This is a genomic window from Bacillus sp. AFS088145 (assembly GCF_002564465.1).
GTDB lineage: Bacteria > Bacillota > Bacilli > Bacillales > Bacillaceae_G > Gottfriedia.
Genome location: NZ_NUUX01000042.1, coordinates 33,203 through 52,836, shown reverse-complemented (window position 1 = coordinate 52,836; position 19,634 = coordinate 33,203). Strand labels below are relative to the sequence as shown.

At 33.3% G+C, this 19,634-nt stretch carries 22 protein-coding genes; 21 read left to right on the top strand and 1 reads right to left on the bottom strand.

The genetic code is table 11. The features are described 5' to 3' along the window. The first annotated feature begins 496 nt into the window (after positions 1-496). From COI44_RS20970 to rsmI, 9 genes are all read left to right on the top strand, one after another. Positions 497-685 carry a sigma factor G inhibitor Gin gene (locus tag COI44_RS20970; RefSeq protein WP_098429651.1) on the top strand — a complete coding sequence of 63 codons (189 nt, stop codon included), beginning with the start codon at positions 497-499 and terminating at the stop codon, positions 683-685. Between the two features lie 336 nt (positions 686-1,021). Further along, positions 1,022-2,440 carry an aminotransferase class I/II-fold pyridoxal phosphate-dependent enzyme gene (locus tag COI44_RS20965; RefSeq protein ID WP_098429650.1) on the top strand — a complete coding sequence of 473 codons (1,419 nt, stop codon included), beginning with the start codon at positions 1,022-1,024 and terminating at the stop codon, positions 2,438-2,440. A 12-nt stretch (positions 2,441-2,452) separates the two neighbouring features. Beyond that, positions 2,453-3,085 (top strand): dTMP kinase, encoded by a 633-nt coding sequence (tmk, locus tag COI44_RS20960; RefSeq protein ID WP_098429649.1) that lies wholly within the window; start codon positions 2,453-2,455, stop codon positions 3,083-3,085. Positions 3,086-3,297: 212 nt separating this feature from the next. After that, a complete protein-coding gene (gene holB / locus COI44_RS20955) occupies positions 3,298-4,293 on the top strand; it encodes a DNA polymerase III subunit delta' (RefSeq protein ID WP_098429648.1) in 996 nt (331 codons plus the stop codon). Positions 4,294-4,296: 3 nt separating this feature from the next. Further along, a complete protein-coding gene (locus tag COI44_RS20950) occupies positions 4,297-5,124 on the top strand; it encodes a PSP1 domain-containing protein (protein WP_098429647.1) in 828 nt (275 codons plus the stop codon). Positions 5,125-5,136: 12 nt separating this feature from the next. After that, on the top strand, positions 5,137-5,496 hold the full coding sequence (gene yabA, locus COI44_RS20945; RefSeq protein ID WP_069033942.1) for a DNA replication initiation control protein YabA: 360 nt from the start codon (positions 5,137-5,139) through the stop codon (positions 5,494-5,496). Between the two features lie 184 nt (positions 5,497-5,680). Beyond that, complete coding sequence (locus tag COI44_RS20940; RefSeq protein ID WP_098429646.1) at positions 5,681-6,421, top strand: tRNA1(Val) (adenine(37)-N6)-methyltransferase; 741 nt, start codon at positions 5,681-5,683, stop codon at positions 6,419-6,421. Continuing rightward, entirely contained in the window at positions 6,408-6,674 is a 267-nt protein-coding gene (locus tag COI44_RS20935) for a GIY-YIG nuclease family protein (RefSeq protein ID WP_098429645.1), read from the top strand. Before COI44_RS20940 ends, COI44_RS20935 begins: the two co-directional genes overlap by 14 nt. Then, positions 6,670-7,545 (top strand): 16S rRNA (cytidine(1402)-2'-O)-methyltransferase, encoded by an 876-nt coding sequence (gene rsmI / locus COI44_RS20930; RefSeq protein ID WP_098429654.1) that lies wholly within the window; start codon positions 6,670-6,672, stop codon positions 7,543-7,545. The genes COI44_RS20935 and rsmI overlap by 5 nt, the downstream gene beginning before the upstream one ends. A 106-nt stretch (positions 7,546-7,651) precedes the next feature. Here rsmI and COI44_RS20925 read toward each other — a convergent pair whose 3' ends face one another. Continuing rightward, positions 7,652-7,936 (bottom strand): transition state genes transcriptional regulator AbrB, encoded by a 285-nt coding sequence (locus COI44_RS20925; protein WP_069033946.1) that lies wholly within the window; start codon positions 7,934-7,936, stop codon positions 7,652-7,654. A gap of 303 nt (positions 7,937-8,239) precedes the next feature. Here COI44_RS20925 and metG point away from each other — a divergent pair, with 303 nt between their 5' ends. The 12 genes from metG to spoVG all read left to right on the top strand — a co-directional run bounded on the left by metG (position 8,240) and on the right by spoVG (position 19,523). Beyond that, complete coding sequence (gene metG, locus COI44_RS20920; protein WP_098429644.1) at positions 8,240-10,216, top strand: methionine--tRNA ligase; 1,977 nt, start codon at positions 8,240-8,242, stop codon at positions 10,214-10,216. Between the two features lie 424 nt (positions 10,217-10,640). Continuing rightward, positions 10,641-11,411: a TatD family hydrolase gene (locus COI44_RS20915; protein WP_098429643.1), complete on the top strand. Its 771-nt coding sequence runs from the start codon at positions 10,641-10,643 to the stop codon at positions 11,409-11,411. Positions 11,412-11,597: 186 nt separating this feature from the next. Next, positions 11,598-12,806 carry a G5 and 3D domain-containing protein gene (locus COI44_RS20910; RefSeq protein WP_098429642.1) on the top strand — a complete coding sequence of 403 codons (1,209 nt, stop codon included), beginning with the start codon at positions 11,598-11,600 and terminating at the stop codon, positions 12,804-12,806. A 140-nt stretch (positions 12,807-12,946) separates the two neighbouring features. Next, complete coding sequence (rnmV, locus tag COI44_RS20905) at positions 12,947-13,501, top strand: ribonuclease M5 (protein ID WP_098429641.1); 555 nt, start codon at positions 12,947-12,949, stop codon at positions 13,499-13,501. Continuing rightward, positions 13,501-14,376, top strand: a complete 876-nt coding sequence (rsmA, locus tag COI44_RS20900) for a 16S rRNA (adenine(1518)-N(6)/adenine(1519)-N(6))-dimethyltransferase RsmA (protein WP_098429640.1) — start codon at positions 13,501-13,503, stop codon at positions 14,374-14,376. Before rnmV ends, rsmA begins: the two co-directional genes overlap by 1 nt. A 190-nt stretch (positions 14,377-14,566) precedes the next feature. Then, on the top strand, positions 14,567-15,445 hold the full coding sequence (gene yabG, locus COI44_RS20895; RefSeq protein WP_069033952.1) for a sporulation peptidase YabG: 879 nt from the start codon (positions 14,567-14,569) through the stop codon (positions 15,443-15,445). 205 nt (positions 15,446-15,650) lie between these two features. Then, positions 15,651-15,920: a biofilm formation stimulator Veg gene (veg, locus tag COI44_RS20890; RefSeq protein WP_097979271.1), complete on the top strand. Its 270-nt coding sequence runs from the start codon at positions 15,651-15,653 to the stop codon at positions 15,918-15,920. 119 nt (positions 15,921-16,039) lie between these two features. Then, positions 16,040-16,198 (top strand): small, acid-soluble spore protein, alpha/beta type, encoded by a 159-nt coding sequence (locus COI44_RS20885; RefSeq protein ID WP_098429653.1) that lies wholly within the window; start codon positions 16,040-16,042, stop codon positions 16,196-16,198. 183 nt (positions 16,199-16,381) lie between these two features. Then, entirely contained in the window at positions 16,382-17,251 is an 870-nt protein-coding gene (ispE, locus tag COI44_RS20880; protein ID WP_098429639.1) for a 4-(cytidine 5'-diphospho)-2-C-methyl-D-erythritol kinase, read from the top strand. Positions 17,252-17,304: 53 nt separating this feature from the next. Continuing rightward, on the top strand, positions 17,305-18,147 hold the full coding sequence (gene purR / locus COI44_RS20875; protein ID WP_098429638.1) for a pur operon repressor: 843 nt from the start codon (positions 17,305-17,307) through the stop codon (positions 18,145-18,147). A gap of 51 nt (positions 18,148-18,198) precedes the next feature. Continuing rightward, on the top strand, positions 18,199-18,570 hold the full coding sequence (locus tag COI44_RS20870; protein ID WP_098429637.1) for a RidA family protein: 372 nt from the start codon (positions 18,199-18,201) through the stop codon (positions 18,568-18,570). Positions 18,571-19,232: 662 nt separating this feature from the next. Next, a complete protein-coding gene (gene spoVG / locus COI44_RS20865) occupies positions 19,233-19,523 on the top strand; it encodes a septation regulator SpoVG (RefSeq protein ID WP_056474486.1) in 291 nt (96 codons plus the stop codon). The last annotated feature ends 111 nt before the right edge of the window (positions 19,524-19,634 follow it).

Here is a 19,634-nt window from a genome sequence, read left to right as displayed (position 1 = left end):
TATTAGGCTGATGTTTTTTTGTATTTATAAAAATAAATATAAAAATATTTAATAAATCAAAGTAAAATTATGTGAAACTTGATCAATGTATTTAATCAAAGCTAATTTCACTGATACTTCACTTAAAGGCCCTTGGCTTAAGTAGCAGTTCTTTCGAGGCATGGGGTTACCTTATATGGTAATGAGCACCGCACAGTAAGGCAGGCGAAGTAACGAAGAAAACGAGCGTTTGGCGGCTAGTCTGAGACAACAAACGAATTGTAGTCCTTTTATAGTAGTTAAAAGGAACAAAAATAAGATCAAAACAGGTAAGTAGTATCATGTTAGAAAGAAATATTTAAAATATAGAGCACAAAATTAGAACTATTTTCATATATTACAAAAAAATAGGCCCTAAATTGTATAAAAAGTTTTTAATTTGCAAAACTATATAATAAACAAAATTTTTTAATCAATCGTAAATTGCACTGGAAAAACACTTAGAGGAGGAAAAAAGGTGAATGGTTTATCAAAATGTATAGTTTGTGAAGAAAAAAAGGAAAATGGCATTCATATTATTGAAGCATTCGTATGTGAAGAGTGTGAAAAGAAAATCGTAAAAACTGAAACAGATGCACCTATATACAATTCCTTTGTAGAGAAGTTAAGATGTATTAGTACGGTGAAAGAAGAAATTGCGAATTAGAGGTTAGCATAAGCGTAATAGACTAATAGTAGTAGTCTAATAAGTTTTTGTAAGTTAAAATAAGATATAAAATGAAGGACCGATTCTATATACAGGTACCTCTGCCATAATTTATTACTGCTTGGTCACCCCTTAGTGACAGGGCCTTTAAGTAATGGAGAGAACTTGTAAATATAATCGGTTTTTATATTGTCTATAAAATATAAGATTTCGAATTAGGTAGTTGTATATAATGTCGAAAAGTATGTTTGGAATGTTTAATTTAAAACCTAACAACAATATACTAATATAACGATACATACAAATAAATTGCGTAAATTAAAGGAAGAGTTATTGATGAATAAAATGCCATTACTAAATGCACTGAAACAGTTTGTAAATAAAGAAACAATATCTCTACATGTTCCAGGTCATAAAAATGGAAAGCACACTTTTATAAATGAATTAGGATTACCAAATATATTAAATTATGATGTGACGGAATTAAATGGCTTAGATGATTTACATTATCCTTCAGAGGTAATTAGCGAGGCTCAAAAAATGTTAGCGAAAGTATACAAAGCAGAAGAAAGTTTCTTTTTAGTAAATGGATCAACTGTGGGAAACCTAGCTGCAATTTTAGCGTTATGTGGCGAAAATGACGAAGTATTGGTACAACGCAATTGTCATAAATCAATTTTTCATGGTCTTTTACTTGCCGGAGCAAAGCCTATATTCTTGCCATTAGATATTGATGAAGAGCTAGGACAGCCACTTGGGGTAAACAGTGAGCAATCTATGAATGTAATAAAAAATTATCCGAAAGCAAAAGCAATAATTTTAACAAATCCTAATTATTATGGAATGTCTCAGAATTTAAAAAATATAATTGAGTTCGCTCATAGTATGGAGATCCCAACGATCGTGGATGAGGCACATGGAACACATTTTATAATCGGGGATCCTTTTCCAAATGATGCGCTCTCTATGGGTGCCGATATTGTCATACAATCAGCGCATAAAACTTTGCCTGCAATGACAATGGGTTCATATTTACATATAAAATCAAAACTTGTTTGCAAAGATAAAGTAAGAGAAATGCTGAGAATGCTACAAAGCAGCAGTCCCTCTTATCCAATTATGGCTTCCTTAGATTACGCAAGGAGTTTTGTCGAAAATTTTTCTCATGATAGGGTAAAGATACTTCAAAAGAAAATTGCCGACTTTATTAAAGAAGTTAATGATTTATCTAGTATACAAATTGTTACATCAAGTCGAATAAACTATTCACAAGATTTACTAAAAGTAATCGTAAAAAGTAAAAAAGGACATACCGGTAAGCAATTACAGGAAATATTTGAAAATGAGGGAATCTATTCTGAACTATCAGATTGGGGACATGTTTTGTTCATCCTTCCGCTAGATGAAAGAATGGATTTTAATGACCTTATTAATCGAGTAAATAAAGCAACTGAATCTATGGCTTATATTGAAAATAAACAACCTAAGCTTAATGTACCTAATTTTACCAGTACAGTGTTACAAAGTTACGCTGACTTAAAGAAAAAAAGGAAGTTGGTAAAAGATTTGGCAGATTCAGTAGGAGAAATCTCTGCAGAAAATATTGTTCCTTATCCACCAGGAATTCCGATTTTACTAAAGGGTGAACTAATTACTACTAAGCATGTTGATTATATTCATGATGTATATCAATATGGAATGACGATTCAAAATTTGATTGAAGATAAAAATTTACAAATTGAAGTATTGATTTAGGAGGAAACACACTTGAAATCTTTATTCATTACATTTGAAGGACCAGAGGGTGCAGGGAAAACAACAATTATAAATATGATATCAGAAGAACTTCGTAAAAGAAGTGTAAATTTTATATCCACTCGAGAACCAGGTGGTATACGGATTGCTGAAAGTATAAGAAATATTATATTAGACACAGAGAATATTGAAATGGACAAGCGTACGGAGGCACTACTTTATGCTGCGGCAAGGAGGCAGCATTTAGCAGAGAAAGTAATCCCTGCATTGGCAGAAGGAAAAATCGTGTTGTGTGATCGATTTGTAGATAGCTCGCTCGCATATCAAGGTGTCGGTAGAGGGATCGGAATAGATGAAATATATAATATCAATCAATTTGCGATCGATGGTTTAATGCCTGATTTAACAGTTTACTTTGATTTAGACCCTAAAGTTGGACTAAATAGAGTTCACCAAGCAGATGAGAGAGAAATCAATCGACTGGATTTGGAAGAACTAGATTTTCATTTAAAAGTTCAAAGTGGATATGCTGAAATCATGAAGAGAGAACCATGGCGCTTTAAACGAATTGATGCATCAAACCAGGTCGATCAAGTATTTAATGATACTTTAAAAGTCATTTTAGAAAAAATAGAAGAAATTTAATTATTTACAAAAAATTGATTACATGAACAATAATATGACGGAACTGTTATAATAGAAGTAGGAATACATTCGGAACTTAACTAAAAATTACGTGCATCTATTTGAAATGTGTAGGCCAAAAGTTAAGGTGAAATAATTTATAAAACGATTTAAAAAAACGATACAATTTAAAAATATCATTGATTAATTTATAGATATGAGTAGGTGTAAACATGAAAACATCTTGGGAGAAACTAAGCGAGCGTCAGCCAGTTGCCACAAAAATGTTAAAAAATGCAATAATTAAGAACAGGGTAGCTCATGCTTACTTATTTGAAGGCCCAAGAGGAACTGGTAAACGCGAACTTGCATTATACTACACAAAAGTATTACTATGTGAGAATGTAAGTGGCGCTACACCTTGTGGAACTTGTCGTAATTGTAAGCGTGTCGATTCTGGTAATCACCCAAATGTTTATGTAATTGAGCCCGAAGAAACCTCAATAAAGAAACATCAAATTCAACAATTACAAGAAGAATTCTCTAAAACAGCTGTTGAATCGAATCGGAAAATTTATATAATAGACCATGCTGATCGAATGACGACAAATGCAGCTAATTCTTTATTGAAATTTTTGGAAGAGCCGGTCTCAATTACAACTGCATTTTTATTAACTGAACAAGTACAACAAATTTTGCCAACGATATTATCTCGCTGTCAATCAATCCATTTTAATCCATTACCAACAAAATACTTTGAAGAACATTTAGTTAATATCGAGCTCCAATCAAACTTAGTACCATTATTAGCAAGATTAACAAATAGTGAGGCAGTTGCACTTCAAATTGCTGAAGAAGAATGGTTTGCACAAGCTAGAGATTTAGTGATAGAATTATATGAAGCATTATTAACGACAAAAAAAGATAGTCTTCTAGTCATACAACAAAATGTTTCTCGTCATTTTGATACGAAGGAACAGTTACAAATGATGCTAGATATGCTTGTATTAGCCTTTAAAGATATGCTATATATATATGCTGAGCAAGATCAAAATGTTGTTTTTAAAAATGAAGAGCCATTAATGAGACAAGCATTAAATCGTATTTCATTAGAGAAAATAACCACTTGTTTAGAAATCATCCTTTTTGCTAAAAAGCGATTAACATCTAACGCAAATATGTTAATGGTTTTAGAGCAAATGATTATAGAGCTACAGGAGGGATTGTAGATTGTGTACGAAGTAGTCGGAGTACGTTTTAAAAAAGCTGGTAAAATCTATTATTTCGACCCAAATGGATTAGCAATCCCTAAAGATACTTTTGTCATCGTTGAGACGGTGAGAGGGATTGAATTTGGAAAAGTAGTTGTACCAAATAAAAAGGTCGGAGAAAATGACGTAGTCCTTCCGTTAAAAAAAGTTATGCGATTAGCAGATGAGCATGATCGTATGATTGTTGAAGAGAATAGACAATCAGCTAAAGAAGCTTATGAAGTTTGTTCTAGTAAAGTTATGCAACATGAACTAGATATGAAATTAGTTGATGTCGAATATACATTTGACCGAAATAAAGTCATCTTTTATTTTACAGCAGATGGTAGAATAGACTTTAGGGAATTAGTAAAGGATTTAGCTGCAGTATTCCGTACTCGAATTGAATTAAGACAAATAGGAGTACGCGATGAAGCTAAAATGCTCGGTGGAATTGGGCCTTGCGGTAGAATGTTGTGTTGTTCAACGTTCTTAGGTGATTTTGAACCAGTATCCATTAAAATGGCTAAAGATCAAAACCTTTCTCTTAACCCGGCGAAAATTTCAGGACTTTGTGGCCGATTAATGTGCTGCTTAAAATATGAAAATGACGAGTATGAGGCTGCAAAAGAACAACTTCCAGACTTAGAGGATATCATCAAGACTGCAGAAGGTCCTGGAAGAGTAGTAGGATTGAACATCTTAGAACGAGTTATTCAGGTAGAATTGATTAAAAAAGAACGCGTTGTGGAGTATACCCTAGATGATTTAATTCACGAGGGAGTCGTGTCAATACAAACCACAGATTAAGAGGTGGTAAGATTGGACAAGAAGAATATATTCTTATCTCTTTCCAATATGGAAGAACAAATTCAAGATTTATCAACACAGCTTAGTGATTTAAAACAATATATTGCTGAGCTACTAGAAGAAAATCACTATACGAAAATTGAGAATGATCACTTACGAGAAAGATTAGGTCTAAATAAACGTATAGAAGAAAAAGAACAAATAAAAGACTCAAAGAAGAAAAAGGTACAAAAGGATAAGGATCTTGGAGAAGGCTATGATAATTTAGCAAGATTGTATCAAGAAGGTTTCCATATTTGTAATCTACATTATGGAAGCGTACGTCATGGTGAGGACTGTCTGTTTTGTTTATCCTTCTTTGATAAAAAGTAATGGTAGGCTATTCCGGAAGAAGCGAGCGATTACCTTTTTAGAAAACAGCTATTAAAAAAGCTGTTTAAAAAGGTAAAGTGCGCAGGCTTCAAATGGAATAGCTTCTTTTTATGCATTGCTAGTTAATTGTTAGACAATTAGGCAATGCTAAAAGATAATATTGGTGTGAATTTGAAAGGAACTAATTATGCTTAAAGGTGACGAACGCTTAGATTACTTATTAACCGATGATATGAGGATTATTCAAAGTCCATCTGTTTTTTCATTTTCATTAGATGCAGTTCTTTTATCCAATTTTACATATGTCCCGATCCAAAAAGGTACAATCGTTGATTTATGCTCTGGAAATGGAGTTATTCCGTTGATGTTACACCGTAGATCTAAAGCAAATATAATAGGTGTAGAAATACAAGAGAGACTGTATGATATGGCTAAAAGAAGCATTGAATATAACAAGTTAGATGAAAAAATATCAATGATTCATGACGATTTAAAAAATGCACCAGATAAAATAGGTAGAGAATTTGTAGATGTTGTTACGTGTAATCCACCATACTTTCAAGATATTCCGACTTCTGAACAGAATATGAATGAGCATTATGCAATAGCGAGACATGAGATTAAAACGAATTTAGAACAAGTAATCAATACAAGTAAACAACTTTTGAAGCATGGTGGAAAATTGGCGATGGTTCACCGTCCAGGGCGTATGTTGGATATTGTTACAACAATGCGTAAACATGGTATCGAGCCGAAAAGAATTCAGTTTGTTTATCCAAAAATGGGTAAGGAAGCAAATACACTTCTAATTGAAGGGATTAAAGGTGGTAAGGCTGACCTTAAAATTTTGCCTCCGATTTACGTATATGAGGAAAATAACGAGTATACAGCTGAGTTAAAGGAAATTCTATATGGAAGATCATAAACACTATTTATACGTGCTGGAATGTTCAGATACAACTTTCTATGCAGGGTATACATCAAATATTGAGCGTAGAGTAAAACAACACAACGATGGAAAGGGTGCAAAATATACAAGGGGTAGGACACCTGTAAATTGTATATTTTTTGAGGAATACCCAACTAAAAAAGAAGCAATGCAAGCGGAATACGCTTTTAAGCAATTATCAAGAGAAAACAAAGAACGATATATGAGAGGAGGAACGAGTAATGATTAAAAGTCAAAAAAGCTTCTTGAATGAAGAATTAGGCTGTCTTTATTTAATACCAACCCCTATTGGTAACTTAGAAGATATGACGTTTAGAGCGGTACGAATACTAAAAGAAGTAGATTATATTGCAGCGGAGGATACTCGTAACACGAAAAAGCTTTGTAATCACTTCGAAATACCAACGCCTTTAGTGAGTTATCATGAGCATAATAAAGAAAAAGCAGGATTAAAGCTTGTAGAAGACTTGAAACGAGGATTAAAAGTTGGATTAGTAAGTGATGCTGGAATGCCGTGTATAAATGACCCAGGTTATGAGCTTGTAAAACTTTGTTTAGAAGAAGGTATTTCTGTCGTTCCTTTACCTGGTGCAAATGCTGCCTTAACATCTTTAATATCATCTGGACTACCTACTGATTCGTTTTTATACATAGGATTCTTGTCACGTCAAAAGAAAGATAAGAAGAAGCAATTGGAACCGTTAAAGGGGCAACGTAGTACAGTCATTTTATACGAGTCACCACACCGTTTAAAAGAAACGTTACACGTTATTCTTGAAGTATTAGGTGACAGAAGAATTGTCCTTTGTAGAGAATTAACAAAGAAGTTCGAAGAGTTTTTACGTGGGACAGTTAGTGATGCAATAGACTGGGCAACGAATGAAGAAGTACGTGGAGAGTTTGTAGTTGTTTTAGAAGGGGCATCTGAAGAAGATGTGAAAAACAATGAGGAGTGTTGGTGGCAGGAACTAACTATTAACCAACATGTCGATTGGTACATAAATGAAAAAAATGAAAAAAGTAAAGATGCAATAAAACTTGTTGCGAAGGATCGTTCATTAAATAAAAGGGACGTCTACGCGGAATATCACGAAATTTAATAAGGTTTAAAAATGAAGTTAGGCTGTCTTATTTATTTGTAATTCTCTACTCATTTTTACTAGCTTTTATTTAGAGAATGCAATTAAAATAGGCAGCCTCTTCAATTTAATTATTATCAGCTATAAATTGTTCAATCTCGAATTTTAGAAGCTCTGCGCCTTTTTTACTTAAAACAATTTTGCCATCAGCAACCTCAAGATTATTTTGAGAAATTTCTCCCGTCATCATACAAGTCATATTTGGTTCATACTTTTTTAGGATAATTCGATCATCCTGAACAAATATTTCAAGTGTGTCTCTTTCAGTGATATTTAGTGTTCTTCTAAGTTCAATTGGAATTACTACACGGCCAAGCTCGTCTACCTTACGGACAATTCCTGTAGATTTCATAATTAATCCTCCTATATAAAGTTTTTATGAAAAATGAATGTACTATGTAGCCTAAAAGACAGAGCTACATAATGCTACAATGCCAAAATGGGTTAATTAAAGAGAAAATGTATGTATATTTATGAGAAATAATAGAAATAGATGTTACTATTGTGTAAAATTTAACTTATAAAATAAGTATGAAGTTGTAATAGTAGATGGGGATATGCAGATAACTCATTTTTCATTTTATAATGAAATGCAAAATCATGCGAATAATTTAGTGTCAATATTTAGAAATTTTTGAAGGAGGGTTTTTGGTCAATGAGTAATAAAACTTTTTATATTACAACCCCAATATATTATCCGAGCGGAAAATTACATATAGGTCATGCTTATACGACTGTTGCTGGGGATGCAATGGCTAGATATAAAAGACTTCAAGGTTTTGATGTTTTTTATTTAACGGGTACAGATGAACATGGTCAAAAAATTCAACGAAAAGCTGAGGAATTAAATGTCTCACCGCAAGAATACTTAGATGATATCGTTGTTGGAATTAAGGACCTATGGACAAAATTAGATATTTCCTATGATGACTTTATCCGTACGACGGAAAGCAGACATAAAGAAATTGTTGAGAAGATTTTCAAGCAATTACTTGATCAAGGTGATATTTATTTGGATGAGTATGAGGGTTGGTATTCTGTACCGGATGAAACATACTATACTGAAACACAAATTGTTGATCCTTTATATAATGAAGAAGGAAAAATTATTGGTGGAAAGAGTCCGGACAGCGGTCATCCAGTAGAGCTAGTTAAAGAAGAGTCATATTTCTTTAAAATGAGTAAATATGCTGACCGATTACTGAAGTATTATGAAGAAAACCCAGAATTTATTCAACCTGAATCAAGAAAAAATGAAATGATTAACAATTTCATTAAACCAGGATTAGAGGATTTAGCTGTCTCACGTACTTCATTCGACTGGGGTGTAAAAGTACCTGGTAATGCTAAACACGTAATTTATGTTTGGATTGACGCTTTATCTAACTATATTACAGCTTTAGGATATGGTTCAGATAATGAAGAAAAATATAAAAAATATTGGCCAGCGAATGTTCATTTAGTTGGTAAAGAAATTGTACGTTTCCATACGATATATTGGCCGATTATGTTAATGGCATTAGACTTACCATTACCTAAAAAAGTCTTTGCTCACGGATGGTTATTAATGAAAGACGGCAAGATGAGTAAATCAAAAGGTAATGTTGTAGATCCAGTAGTATTAATCGACCGATATGGCTTAGATGCTCTAAGATACTACCTATTACGCGAAGTTCCTTTTGGATCAGATGGTATTTTTACGCCTGAAGGATTCGTTGATCGTATTAATTTTGATTTAGCGAATGATCTAGGTAATTTATTAAATCGAACAATTGCAATGATCCAAAAATATTTTGATGGTAATATTCCTGCAGTTAATGGAACAGTTACAGATTTTGATGAAAACCTTCAACAAGTGGCAAAGAACACGAAGGATACTGTGGAAGCAGCAATGGAAAATATGGAGTTTTCAGTTGCATTAACAAATATTTGGCAGTTCGTTAGTCGTACAAACAAATATATTGATGAGACACAGCCGTGGGTACTTGCTAAAGACGAAAGCCGTGTACAAGAACTAGCTTCGGTAATGGCACATTTGGCTGAATCTTTACGTCAAGTTGGGATTTTATTAAAACCTTTCTTAACTCAGACTCCAGCGAAAATTTTCACACAGTTAGGACTAGTTGATGAAAAGATTCTTTCATGGGATAGCCTAAATGAGTTTGGAGCAATTCAAGAGGATACGAGAGTACAAAAAGGTGAACCAATTTTCCCACGTTTAGAGACAGAGGTTGAAGTTGCATATATTAAAGAACAAATGCAAGGTACTGTAAAACCAGTGGTAGAAGCTAAAGTGGAAGAAACTGTTCCTGAAATTACAATTGATGAATTCTTTAAAGTTCAACTAAAGGTTGCAGAAGTAAAAGAAGCTGGTGCAGTAAAAGGAGCAAAAAAACTTCTAAAACTTCAATTAGATTTAGGAAATGAATCAAGACAAGTTGTATCAGGTATAGCGGAATACTATAAACCAGAAGACTTAATTGGTAGAAAAGTGATCTGCGTAACGAATTTAAAACCTGTAAAGCTTAGAGGAGAACTATCCGAAGGGATGATCCTTGCAGGAAGTATTGAAGGTAAGCTATCACTTGCAACAATTGATCAATCATTACCAAACGGTACTATTATTAAATAATGTTACTAGGAAAAGTATTTCGTGTAAAAACTAACATGAAATACTTTTCTTTTTTGATTTGTTTTACTGAAATAATTGTTGTATTGTGCAGAAAATTGTAAAAATATCATAAGAATCACAAATATGATAATAATTTGTTGATTTATGGCAGGTATTAACAAGTTATTGTTAGAAAATGTCACTATATGAAGAAAATATTACAGAATGATTACAATAGTAAACTGAAAAAATTATCAGAATTTTGTTTCAAAAAGTAAGAAAGTCTTGATATAACATGGAATTAATTTAAAACATCTTTAAAAATTTATTAGAAATTGCTTAATTTTGACCGTTTCTTTTTGTAACGGAATTGTTAACTGTGCGTTAGGTAAGAAATTTTACGGTATGCTAGACTAAATCTCAGATGAGCAAAGGGGAAGTAAAAATGCTTTTTGATACACATGTACATTTAAATGCAGATCAATACAAAGAAGACCTTGAAGAAGTAATTAGTAGAGCTTTGGAAGCAGGAGTTGTTCATCAAGTAGTTGTGGGCTTTGATCGACCAACAATTACGAAAGCTATGGAATTAATTGAGAAGTATGATTTTCTTTATGCAGCTATTGGCTGGCATCCAGTTGATGCAATTGACGCAACCGAAGAAGATTTTGAATGGATTAAGGAATTATCAAAACATCCTAAAGTAGTAGCAATTGGTGAAACTGGATTAGATTACTACTGGGATAAATCTCCAAAAGAAATCCAAAAAGAAGTATTTCGCAAACAAATTCAATTAGCAAAAGAATGCGGACTACCGATTGTTATTCACAATCGAGACGCAACAGAAGACATTGTAACCATTTTAAAAGAAGAAAATGCATCTGAAGTAGGTGGCATTATGCACTGCTTCGGCGGAAGTGTGGAAACTGCAAAAGAATGTATTAAAATGAACTTCTATATTTCATTAGGAGGACCAGTTACATTTAAGAATGCAAAAAAACCAAAAGAAGTAGCGACAGAGATTCCGTTAGAAAATCTATTAATCGAAACGGATTGTCCATACTTAACACCACATCCGTATAGAGGAAAAAGAAACGAACCTAGCTATGTATCACTTGTTGCTGAAGAAATTGCACGTTTAAAAAACATATCAGTTGAGGAAGTTCAAAAACGAACTTTCGAAAATGCGTGTAATATTTTTCAGATTAACAAATGATCTCATGAACTAGTACGAATACATAAAATTCGTCACAGTTCACGTATGAAGAGTTGAAGAATTTGTCGAAAGAAAACTCTTCTACTTCTAAATCTAGTAAACATACATTCAGTAGAGTAGAAGCACTAGTTAATAGGTTTGGAGCTAGTCAATCTTTTTTCTCAGGCGAAAAGGAGGAGTAAAATCGTGATAGACGCGAATAGGTTACTTTCTAGACTTGGGAGTAGTAAAAAACTAGCAGTACAACTTGCAGGAGCTTTAGTTTTCACTGGATCAGTAGGTACAGGAGCATATGAGGGACTTAAAGAACAAGTAACTCTTGAGGTAGACGGGAAGGAACAGGTTATTCAAACACATGCAAATACTGTGGCTGAATTATTAAAAGAACAAAATATTAATATTACGAATGCAGATGAAATATATCCGTCAGCCAAAACGAAAATATCAGATGATATGGATATTACAGTTCATTTAGCGAAACCTGTTAAACTTACGATTGATGGGCAAGAAAAAGTCATTATGACAACTGCTCAAACGGTAAAGGAATTATTAGAGGAACAAAATATTAAGATCAATCCTGATGATGTTATAATGCCTGCACTGTCAACACCGTTAGAGGAAAATGGTAAGATATCTTACGAAAAAGCATTCCCTATGGTTTTAAATGACGGAGGAGTTTCTAAAAAAGTATTTGCAACTTCGACTACTGTCGCTGACTTTTTAGAAAAGCAGAACATTACATTAAACGAATTTGACCGAGTTGAACCAGGTGCCGGCGAAATGATCAAACAAAATGATACAGTTCGAGTTATCCGTGTCGAAAAAGTCAACGATGTGGTGGAAGAGCCAGTAGATTTTAAAGAAAAAGAGCAAAAAGATTCTTCTATGTATAAGGATGAATCTTCGGTCATTTCAGAAGGTGTAAAAGGACTTGTTAAACGTAACTTTGAACTGATTAAAGAAAATGGTAAGGTAGTTTCTAAAACGCTAGTTGATGAAACTATTTTAAAAGAACCAGTTGATCGAGTAGTTGCAGTTGGAACAAAGTCCGTACCAACATCAAGTGCATTAGTAAAATCTAGTGCGCCAAAATCAAGTAGTAAGGTAAAAGAAATGTATGTTGAAGCAACTGCATATTCACCTTACGATGCGGGGATGTCTGGTGTAACAGCTTTAGGTATTAATGTTCGTAAAAATCCTAACACAAAACTGATTGCAGTTGATCCAAAAGTGATTCCTTTAGGTTCTAAAGTTTGGGTTGAAGGATATGGCGTTGCTATTGCTGGTGACACTGGTGGAGCAATTAAAGGCAGAAGAATCGATATTTTAATGCCTACAAAAGACGATTGTTTTGATTTTGGTCGTCGTACTGTAAAAATTCGTATTATTAGCTAATATTTTTAAAATAGATCGTTGTTTGAATGAAAGTAGAAGGATAAGTCCTTCTGCTTTTTTTTATACTACTTTTAAGAGAGTATGAAGTTTTATTATCCTTATGGTATGATTACATATACTTGTATTGGTTGGAGGAACAAATGAAAATTAAAGAAATCATTGTTGTTGAAGGTAAAGATGATACGGCGGCAATTAAAAGAGCTGTGGATGCAGATACAATTGAAACAAGTGGTTCTGCTATAAATAAGGATACTTTAAAATTAATAAAGCATGCTCAGGAGACTCGAGGAGTTATCGTATTTACAGATCCTGATTATCCTGGTCAACGTATACGCTCGATTATTAAAGAACATGTACCAGGATGTAAGCATGCATTTTTACCAAAGGAAGAAGCTGTTCGTTCAGGTAAAAAAGGATTAGGAATCGAGCATGCTACTAGAGAATCTATTCGAAATGCTTTAATTCATGTTAAGCAGGAATTTATCGAAGTTGAATCTGAAATTACAAAGGAAGATTTAATAGATGCCGGATTAATTGGACATCCCAAATCAAGTGAAAGACGAGATAAACTTGGTAAAATTCTTAATATAGGTTATACAAACGGTAAGCAACTAGAGAAAAGACTGCAAATGTTTCAAATCTCAAAAGATGAATTTGGGCAAGCAGTAAAAAAAGTTTTAATGGAGGAAAAATAATGAAGGATATCGCAACACCTAGTCGAACGAAAGAAATATTAGCCAAGTACGATTTCTTCTTTAAAAAAAACTATGGTCAAAATTTCTTAATTGATACAAATATACTAGAAAACATTGTAAGTTATGCAGATTTAACTGAAGAAAGTTGTGCAATTGAAATTGGCCCGGGAATTGGGGCATTAACTGAGCAAATTGCTAAGCGAGCTAAGAAAGTTTTAGCTTTTGAAATTGATAATAGACTAATCCCAATTTTAGAAGATACACTTTCACCATATGATAATATACAAATCGTTAATGAAGACGTACTAAAGGCAGACGTTGAAAAAGCGATTAATGAGTATTTGCCAAATGAGTTAGATATAATGGTAGTCGCAAACTTGCCTTATTATGTAACGACACCAATTATCATGAAGCTATTAACAGAAGGTTTACCAATCAGAGGAATTGTTTGTATGTTGCAAAAAGAAGTGGCTGACCGTATCGCTGCTAAGCCGGGAACAAAGGATTATGGTTCACTATCAATAGCAATACAGTTTTATACACATGCTTCAACTGTTATGACTGTACCTAGAACAGTCTTCATGCCACAGCCAAACGTTGATTCTGCTGTTATAAAGCTAGTAAAACGTGAAGAACCAGCTGCAGAGGTAATTGACGAATCATTCTTTTTTGAAGTCGTTAGAGCGAGCTTTGCTCAAAGACGAAAAACATTAAATAATAATTTATTAAATAACTTTTCTCATCTAAAAAAGGATAAAGCAATACTTGAAACTTGTCTTCTAGAGGCAGGTATTGAAGGAACAAGAAGAGGAGAAACTTTATCAATTCAAGAATTTGCCACTTTAAGTAATAGTCTATATAAACAAGTAAAATAACAAAAAGATGATTATAAGCTAATTTACCAACTAGTTTGTAATCATCTTTTTTATTTAAAACTTTATTTTAGTTCTGATGCCCTACAAAAGTTCAATAAACCTTCTTTTCACCCTTTTTTTTGTCCATACATAATCTAAAAAAAGAGAGCGAACTCGTAGTGTACTTAAGCAATTTTGGAGGGGAAGGCATGTGAATATTAATGTAGGGGATATAGTAGAAAGAGCATCTTATAAATATGACCTAGTTTTTCGAGTAGTGGAGGTAAAACAAATCGGGGATGAAGTCATTGCTGTTTTATATGGTGACGATTTTCGTTTAATTGCTGATGCGCCTTTATCTGACCTGCGAGTAATCATTGAATCAGAGTATCGAGAAAAAGGTAAAAGATCATCTGTTCAAATTGAGGAAAACTACAAACTATTTAAAAGAGAAGCCTTGGAGCAAAAAGAAAAAAGAAGATTTCAAGCAACAAATGGATATAGAACAGATGTAAATCTTTTTCAAATACCAGGTCGGGTTCTTCACATCGATGGAGATCCAATATATTTAAAAAAATGTCTTGAAATGTATAATAAGATGGGTGTCCCTGTTGAGGGAATCTATTGTAAGGAAACAGAATTACCAACAAAAATTGGTTATTACTTAGATCATTATCGTCCCGATATACTAGTTATAACTGGTCACGATGCATACACAAAAGCAAAAGGGGTCGTTACTGATATAGAAGCTTACAGACATTCAAGATATTTTGTCGATGCTGTAAAAGAAGCGCGAAAAAAGGTTCCATCTTTAGACCACCTTGTAATTTTTGCTGGGGCATGTCAATCACACTTTGAAGCGATTATACGTGCAGGAGCAAACTTTGCAAGCTCACCAACTAGGGTAAACATACATGCATTAGATCCCGTTTATGTAGTTGGGAAGATAAGCTTCACATCATTTATGGATCGAGTAAATGTTTATGAAGTCGTTCGTAATACAATTACAGGTGAAAAGGGACTAGGCGGAGTAGAAACAAAAGGAATTTTAAGAACAGGGCTACCTTTCCAATCGATGGAAGAGGAGTAAGGAAAAGATTTTCTACATTAACGAGAGAACTCGTATGTAGAAAATCTTTTTTTATTTCCATACATAAATTTTCAGATTTTCACAAATAATAATCGAGTGTTGCAAAAAAATATTGACAGGTAACCAGTATCGTTGGTATAATTTTATCTTTTTTTTGACTTAGTTTACATAAGATGGTATACTTGTCATAGTGAGGTGGTATGAAATGGCAAAAAAATTATCTGAAATAAAGGATACTTTAGATAGTCATGTTGGACAACGACTTACATTGAAAGCAAACAGCGGACGTAGAAAGACTGTGGAACGTTCCGGTGTATTAGCAGAAACATATCCATCCATATTCGTAGTACAATTAGATCAAGAAGAGAACACATTTGAACGCTTATCTTTTAGTTATGCAGATATTTTAACAGAAACAGTTGAATTGTTTTTCTGTGATGACCATACAAGTGGACTGATGGCGAATGGGCAGTAGAATTTTCTACTGTCCCTTTTCTTTTTATTATTCATGAAATTAAACAGATTTACACATACTATCAATGTCGAAGTGGAAAAAGGGGGTTGCTTTTTTTGGGTAGAAGAAAAAGAGGTATAATGTCACAGAGCTTTAAAGAGGAACTTGCAAAAGATCTTGGTTTCTATGAGGTCGTTCAAAAAGAAGGCTGGGGAGGCATTCGAGCGAAGGATGCCGGCAACATGGTTAAAAGGGCAATCGAATTAGCTGAGTTACAATTATCTAATAAGCAACAATAAACAATCTTCACTTCGACAAGCAAATTTGTCTACACATCAAACCGAAGCTAAATGCTTCGGTTTTTGTGAATCTTCCAAAAGAAAATTTACTGATCTAGCTCTCTTTCATTGGGGTACATTTTTCTTATGAGTTAATTATGATACAATAGCAAAAAAGTAAGTGTTCATAAGAAGGTGAGAATAGTGAAATTAATGGTGAAGGCTCCTGCGAAAATAAATCTTTCATTAGACGTAGTAGGGAAAAGAGGCGACGGTTATCATGATGTTAAAATGATCATGACAACGATCGATTTAGCTGATCGAATTGAATTAGAGCTTATTCAAGAAGATAAGATTGTCGTTACATCACACAATCGTTACGTGCCAGACGATCAACGCAATTTAGCTTATCAAGCTGCGATGCTACTCAAAGAAATGTTCGGAGTAAAATTAGGAGCGCATATTTTTATTACAAAAAATATTCCTGTTGCTGCTGGTTTAGCTGGAGGTAGTTCAGATGCTGCTGCGGTACTAAGAGGTCTAAATAAGCTTTGGAATTTAAATTGTTCGTTAGATGAATTAGCGGTAATTGGTTCTAAAATCGGGTCGGACGTATCGTTTTGTGTTTACGGAGGAACAGCTATAGCCACAGGTCGTGGTGAAAAAATTGAACATATTGATACCCCACCACCTTGTTGGGTTATTTTAGCAAAACCAACACAGGGCGTTTCAACAGCAACTATTTATCAAAAGCTTAAATTAGATAATATTCAACATCCTGATGTAGATCGAATGGTTAATGCCATTTCGAATAAAAATTACGACGATATTTGTCTGTCATTAGGAAATGTATTAGAAACAGTTACACTGCAATTACACCCTGAGGTTGCAATGATTAAGGATCAAATGAAACGTTTTGGTGCAGATGCTGTTTTAATGAGCGGAAGTGGTCCAACAGTATTCGGATTAGTTCGACATGATTCTAGGATGAATCGTGTTTATAACGGATTAAAAGGTTTCTGCGATCAAGTATACGCCGTTCGGATGTTAGGTGAAAGGGAAAAACTTGATTAAAAACGAATATTATTATAAAATTTTTATAAAATATTCGTGATTTGAGGTGCTGCATGAAAATTAGAAGAAGCTCTCGTCTTGTAGGTATGACACACTATTTGTTGCACCATCCACAACAATTAGTATCATTAACATTTTTTGCTGATTTATATGCGTCTGCTAAATCATCAGTAAGTGAAGATTTAGGTATTATAAAGCACACGTTCGAACAGCAAGGAATTGGGACACTAATGACTGTGCCAGGAGCAGCTGGTGGCGTAAAGTATATTCCTAGTATTAGTAATCAAGAAGTAAATACAGTAATTGAAGAATTATGTGATCTACTTCAAAAACCAGACCGAGTTTTGCCCGGTGGATACTTATACATGACTGATATATTAAGCAATCCTAACTATGTTAATAGTGTAGGCCGTATGTTTGCATCTATATTCAGTAAGCAAAAAATAGATATCGTTATGACAATCGCAACAAAAGGAATTCCTTTAGCATATGCTGTTGCAAACTTTTTAAATGTACCAGTTGTAATTGTTCGTCAAGATAACAAGGTTACGGAAGGATCAACAGTAAGTATTAATTACGTATCTGGTTCTTCAAAACGTATACAAACGATGTCATTAGCAAAAAGAAGCATCGAGGCAGGTTCAAATGTTTTAATTATCGATGATTTTATGAAAGCTGGTGGAACGGTTACTGGTATGAAAAATTTGCTTAAGGAATTTCAGGCAAATGTTGCAGGAATTGGTGTATTAGTTGAGGCAGTAAATATTGAAGAAAGATTAGTTGAAGATTATATATCACTTGTAAAGTTATCTGAGGTAAATGAAAGAGAACAGCTTATTCGAGTTGAAAGAGGCAATTTCCAAGAAGAATCATTTATTAAAACTGAAAACTTATAGTCATTTAATAGATAAGCTAAATGTATATAATGAAGAAGGGGAAGATACATAATGCAATTAATTCATACTGATCATGCACCAAAAGCAATTGGACCATATTCTCAAGCAATAATCGCTAATGGATTACTATACACTTCTGGACAAATTCCATTAACAGTAGAAGGAAATATAGTAGAAGGTGGAATTGAGGAACAAACAAAGCAAGTATTTGCCAACCTTAAGGCGGTTCTAGAAGAAGCTGGAACAGACTTATCAAAAGTTATTAAAACAACTGTATTTTTAAAAGATTTAACAACTTTTGTTGACTTTAATGCCATTTATGAAGAGTTTTTCAATGAACACAAGCCTGCAAGAAGCTGTGTCGAAGTTGCAAGACTACCTAAAGACGTATTAGTAGAGATCGAATGTATCGCAGTAGTATAAGACCAAAACCTGAAAACTTTTTCAGGTTTTTTTTATTGTGTGGAAATATTAATTAGACAAATTTAAAAATAGAAAATAAGTGAAATTTAAGCAGTTGTGAATTTTGTTGAGCATCTATTAATGCAATTTCTTCTTTTTTGCTCTTTTATCTTACTGATAATAGAATTCAATTTTAAAATGTTTTTAAATATTAATTTAGAAAAATAAGTTCAATATTAAAAATGGTGATGTTCGATATTAAATTGAAACAAATAGTTACGGTACGCTAAGTAAAGGCTATTTGAATAGGTTTTTATTGTAGACTTTTTTAGATGAGAAAGTTGATTGGAACGGAAGGATGCTCGACTCCTATGGGATAAGNNATGGAAAGCGAGCATCCTGTAGTGGAAATCAACAATACCCGACTCCTTTTACGAAAATTTGATAATAAATTGACAAACTTGTTTTCAACAAAGTAAAAAAACCTGAAATTTTTTTCAGGTTTTTTTACTTTCATTAAAATTCAATTAAAATCTTCCGATAAATAAGTTAAGGACGTTAATTTAGTAAACATTTCTAAAAATTAAATAATTTAAATAAAAAATTTTCCAAAAAGAAGGAAATTATTGATAATTGTTGAAACTTACTAATTATGGTTTAAGTTGATAAAGGTGGTGAACAAGATGGAAGTGACAGACGTAAGACTACGCCGCGTAAACACGGAGGGTCGTATGAGAGCTATCGCATCAATTACATTAGATCATGAATTTGTTGTTCATGATATTCGCGTAATCGATGGTAATAACGGTTTATTTGTAGCAATGCCAAGTAAACGTACTCCGGATGGAGAGTTCCGTGATATCGCTCATCCGATTAACTCTTCAACTCGTAGCAAAATACAGGATTCTGTATTAGCTGAATATCACCGTGTAGGTGAGTTGGAAGAAGACTTTGAAGAAGCAGGTGCTTCTTAAAAATATGACCAAAAAGAACCCATTAATGTATAATGGGTTCTTTTTTTATGGTATAATAAAATGGATGTATTTTGTGGAAAAATATTAAAATTAGCATTTTGAGCTACCAGG

What these genes read in the sequence shown, in the direction of transcription:
- COI44_RS20965 (WP_098429650.1), top strand. Translation starts at nt 1,022, where the DNA reads ATGAATAAAATGCCATTACTAAATGCACTGAAACAGTTTGTAAATAAA.
- holB (WP_098429648.1), top strand. Translation starts at nt 3,298, where the DNA reads ATGAAAACATCTTGGGAGAAACTAAGCGAGCGTCAGCCAGTTGCCACA.
- COI44_RS20935 (WP_098429645.1), top strand. Translation starts at nt 6,408, where the DNA reads ATGGAAGATCATAAACACTATTTATACGTGCTGGAATGTTCAGATACA.
- COI44_RS20925 (WP_069033946.1), bottom strand. Translation starts at nt 7,936, where the DNA reads ATGAAATCTACAGGAATTGTCCGTAAGGTAGACGAGCTTGGCCGTGTA.
- metG (WP_098429644.1), top strand. Translation starts at nt 8,240, where the DNA reads ATGAGTAATAAAACTTTTTATATTACAACCCCAATATATTATCCGAGC.
- COI44_RS20915 (WP_098429643.1), top strand. Translation starts at nt 10,641, where the DNA reads ATGCTTTTTGATACACATGTACATTTAAATGCAGATCAATACAAAGAA.
- rnmV (WP_098429641.1), top strand. Translation starts at nt 12,947, where the DNA reads ATGAAAATTAAAGAAATCATTGTTGTTGAAGGTAAAGATGATACGGCG.
- rsmA (WP_098429640.1), top strand. Translation starts at nt 13,501, where the DNA reads ATGAAGGATATCGCAACACCTAGTCGAACGAAAGAAATATTAGCCAAG.
- veg (WP_097979271.1), top strand. Translation starts at nt 15,651, where the DNA reads ATGGCAAAAAAATTATCTGAAATAAAGGATACTTTAGATAGTCATGTT.
- COI44_RS20885 (WP_098429653.1), top strand. Translation starts at nt 16,040, where the DNA reads ATGTCACAGAGCTTTAAAGAGGAACTTGCAAAAGATCTTGGTTTCTAT.
- purR (WP_098429638.1), top strand. Translation starts at nt 17,305, where the DNA reads ATGAAAATTAGAAGAAGCTCTCGTCTTGTAGGTATGACACACTATTTG.
- COI44_RS20870 (WP_098429637.1), top strand. Translation starts at nt 18,199, where the DNA reads ATGCAATTAATTCATACTGATCATGCACCAAAAGCAATTGGACCATAT.
- spoVG (WP_056474486.1), top strand. Translation starts at nt 19,233, where the DNA reads ATGGAAGTGACAGACGTAAGACTACGCCGCGTAAACACGGAGGGTCGT.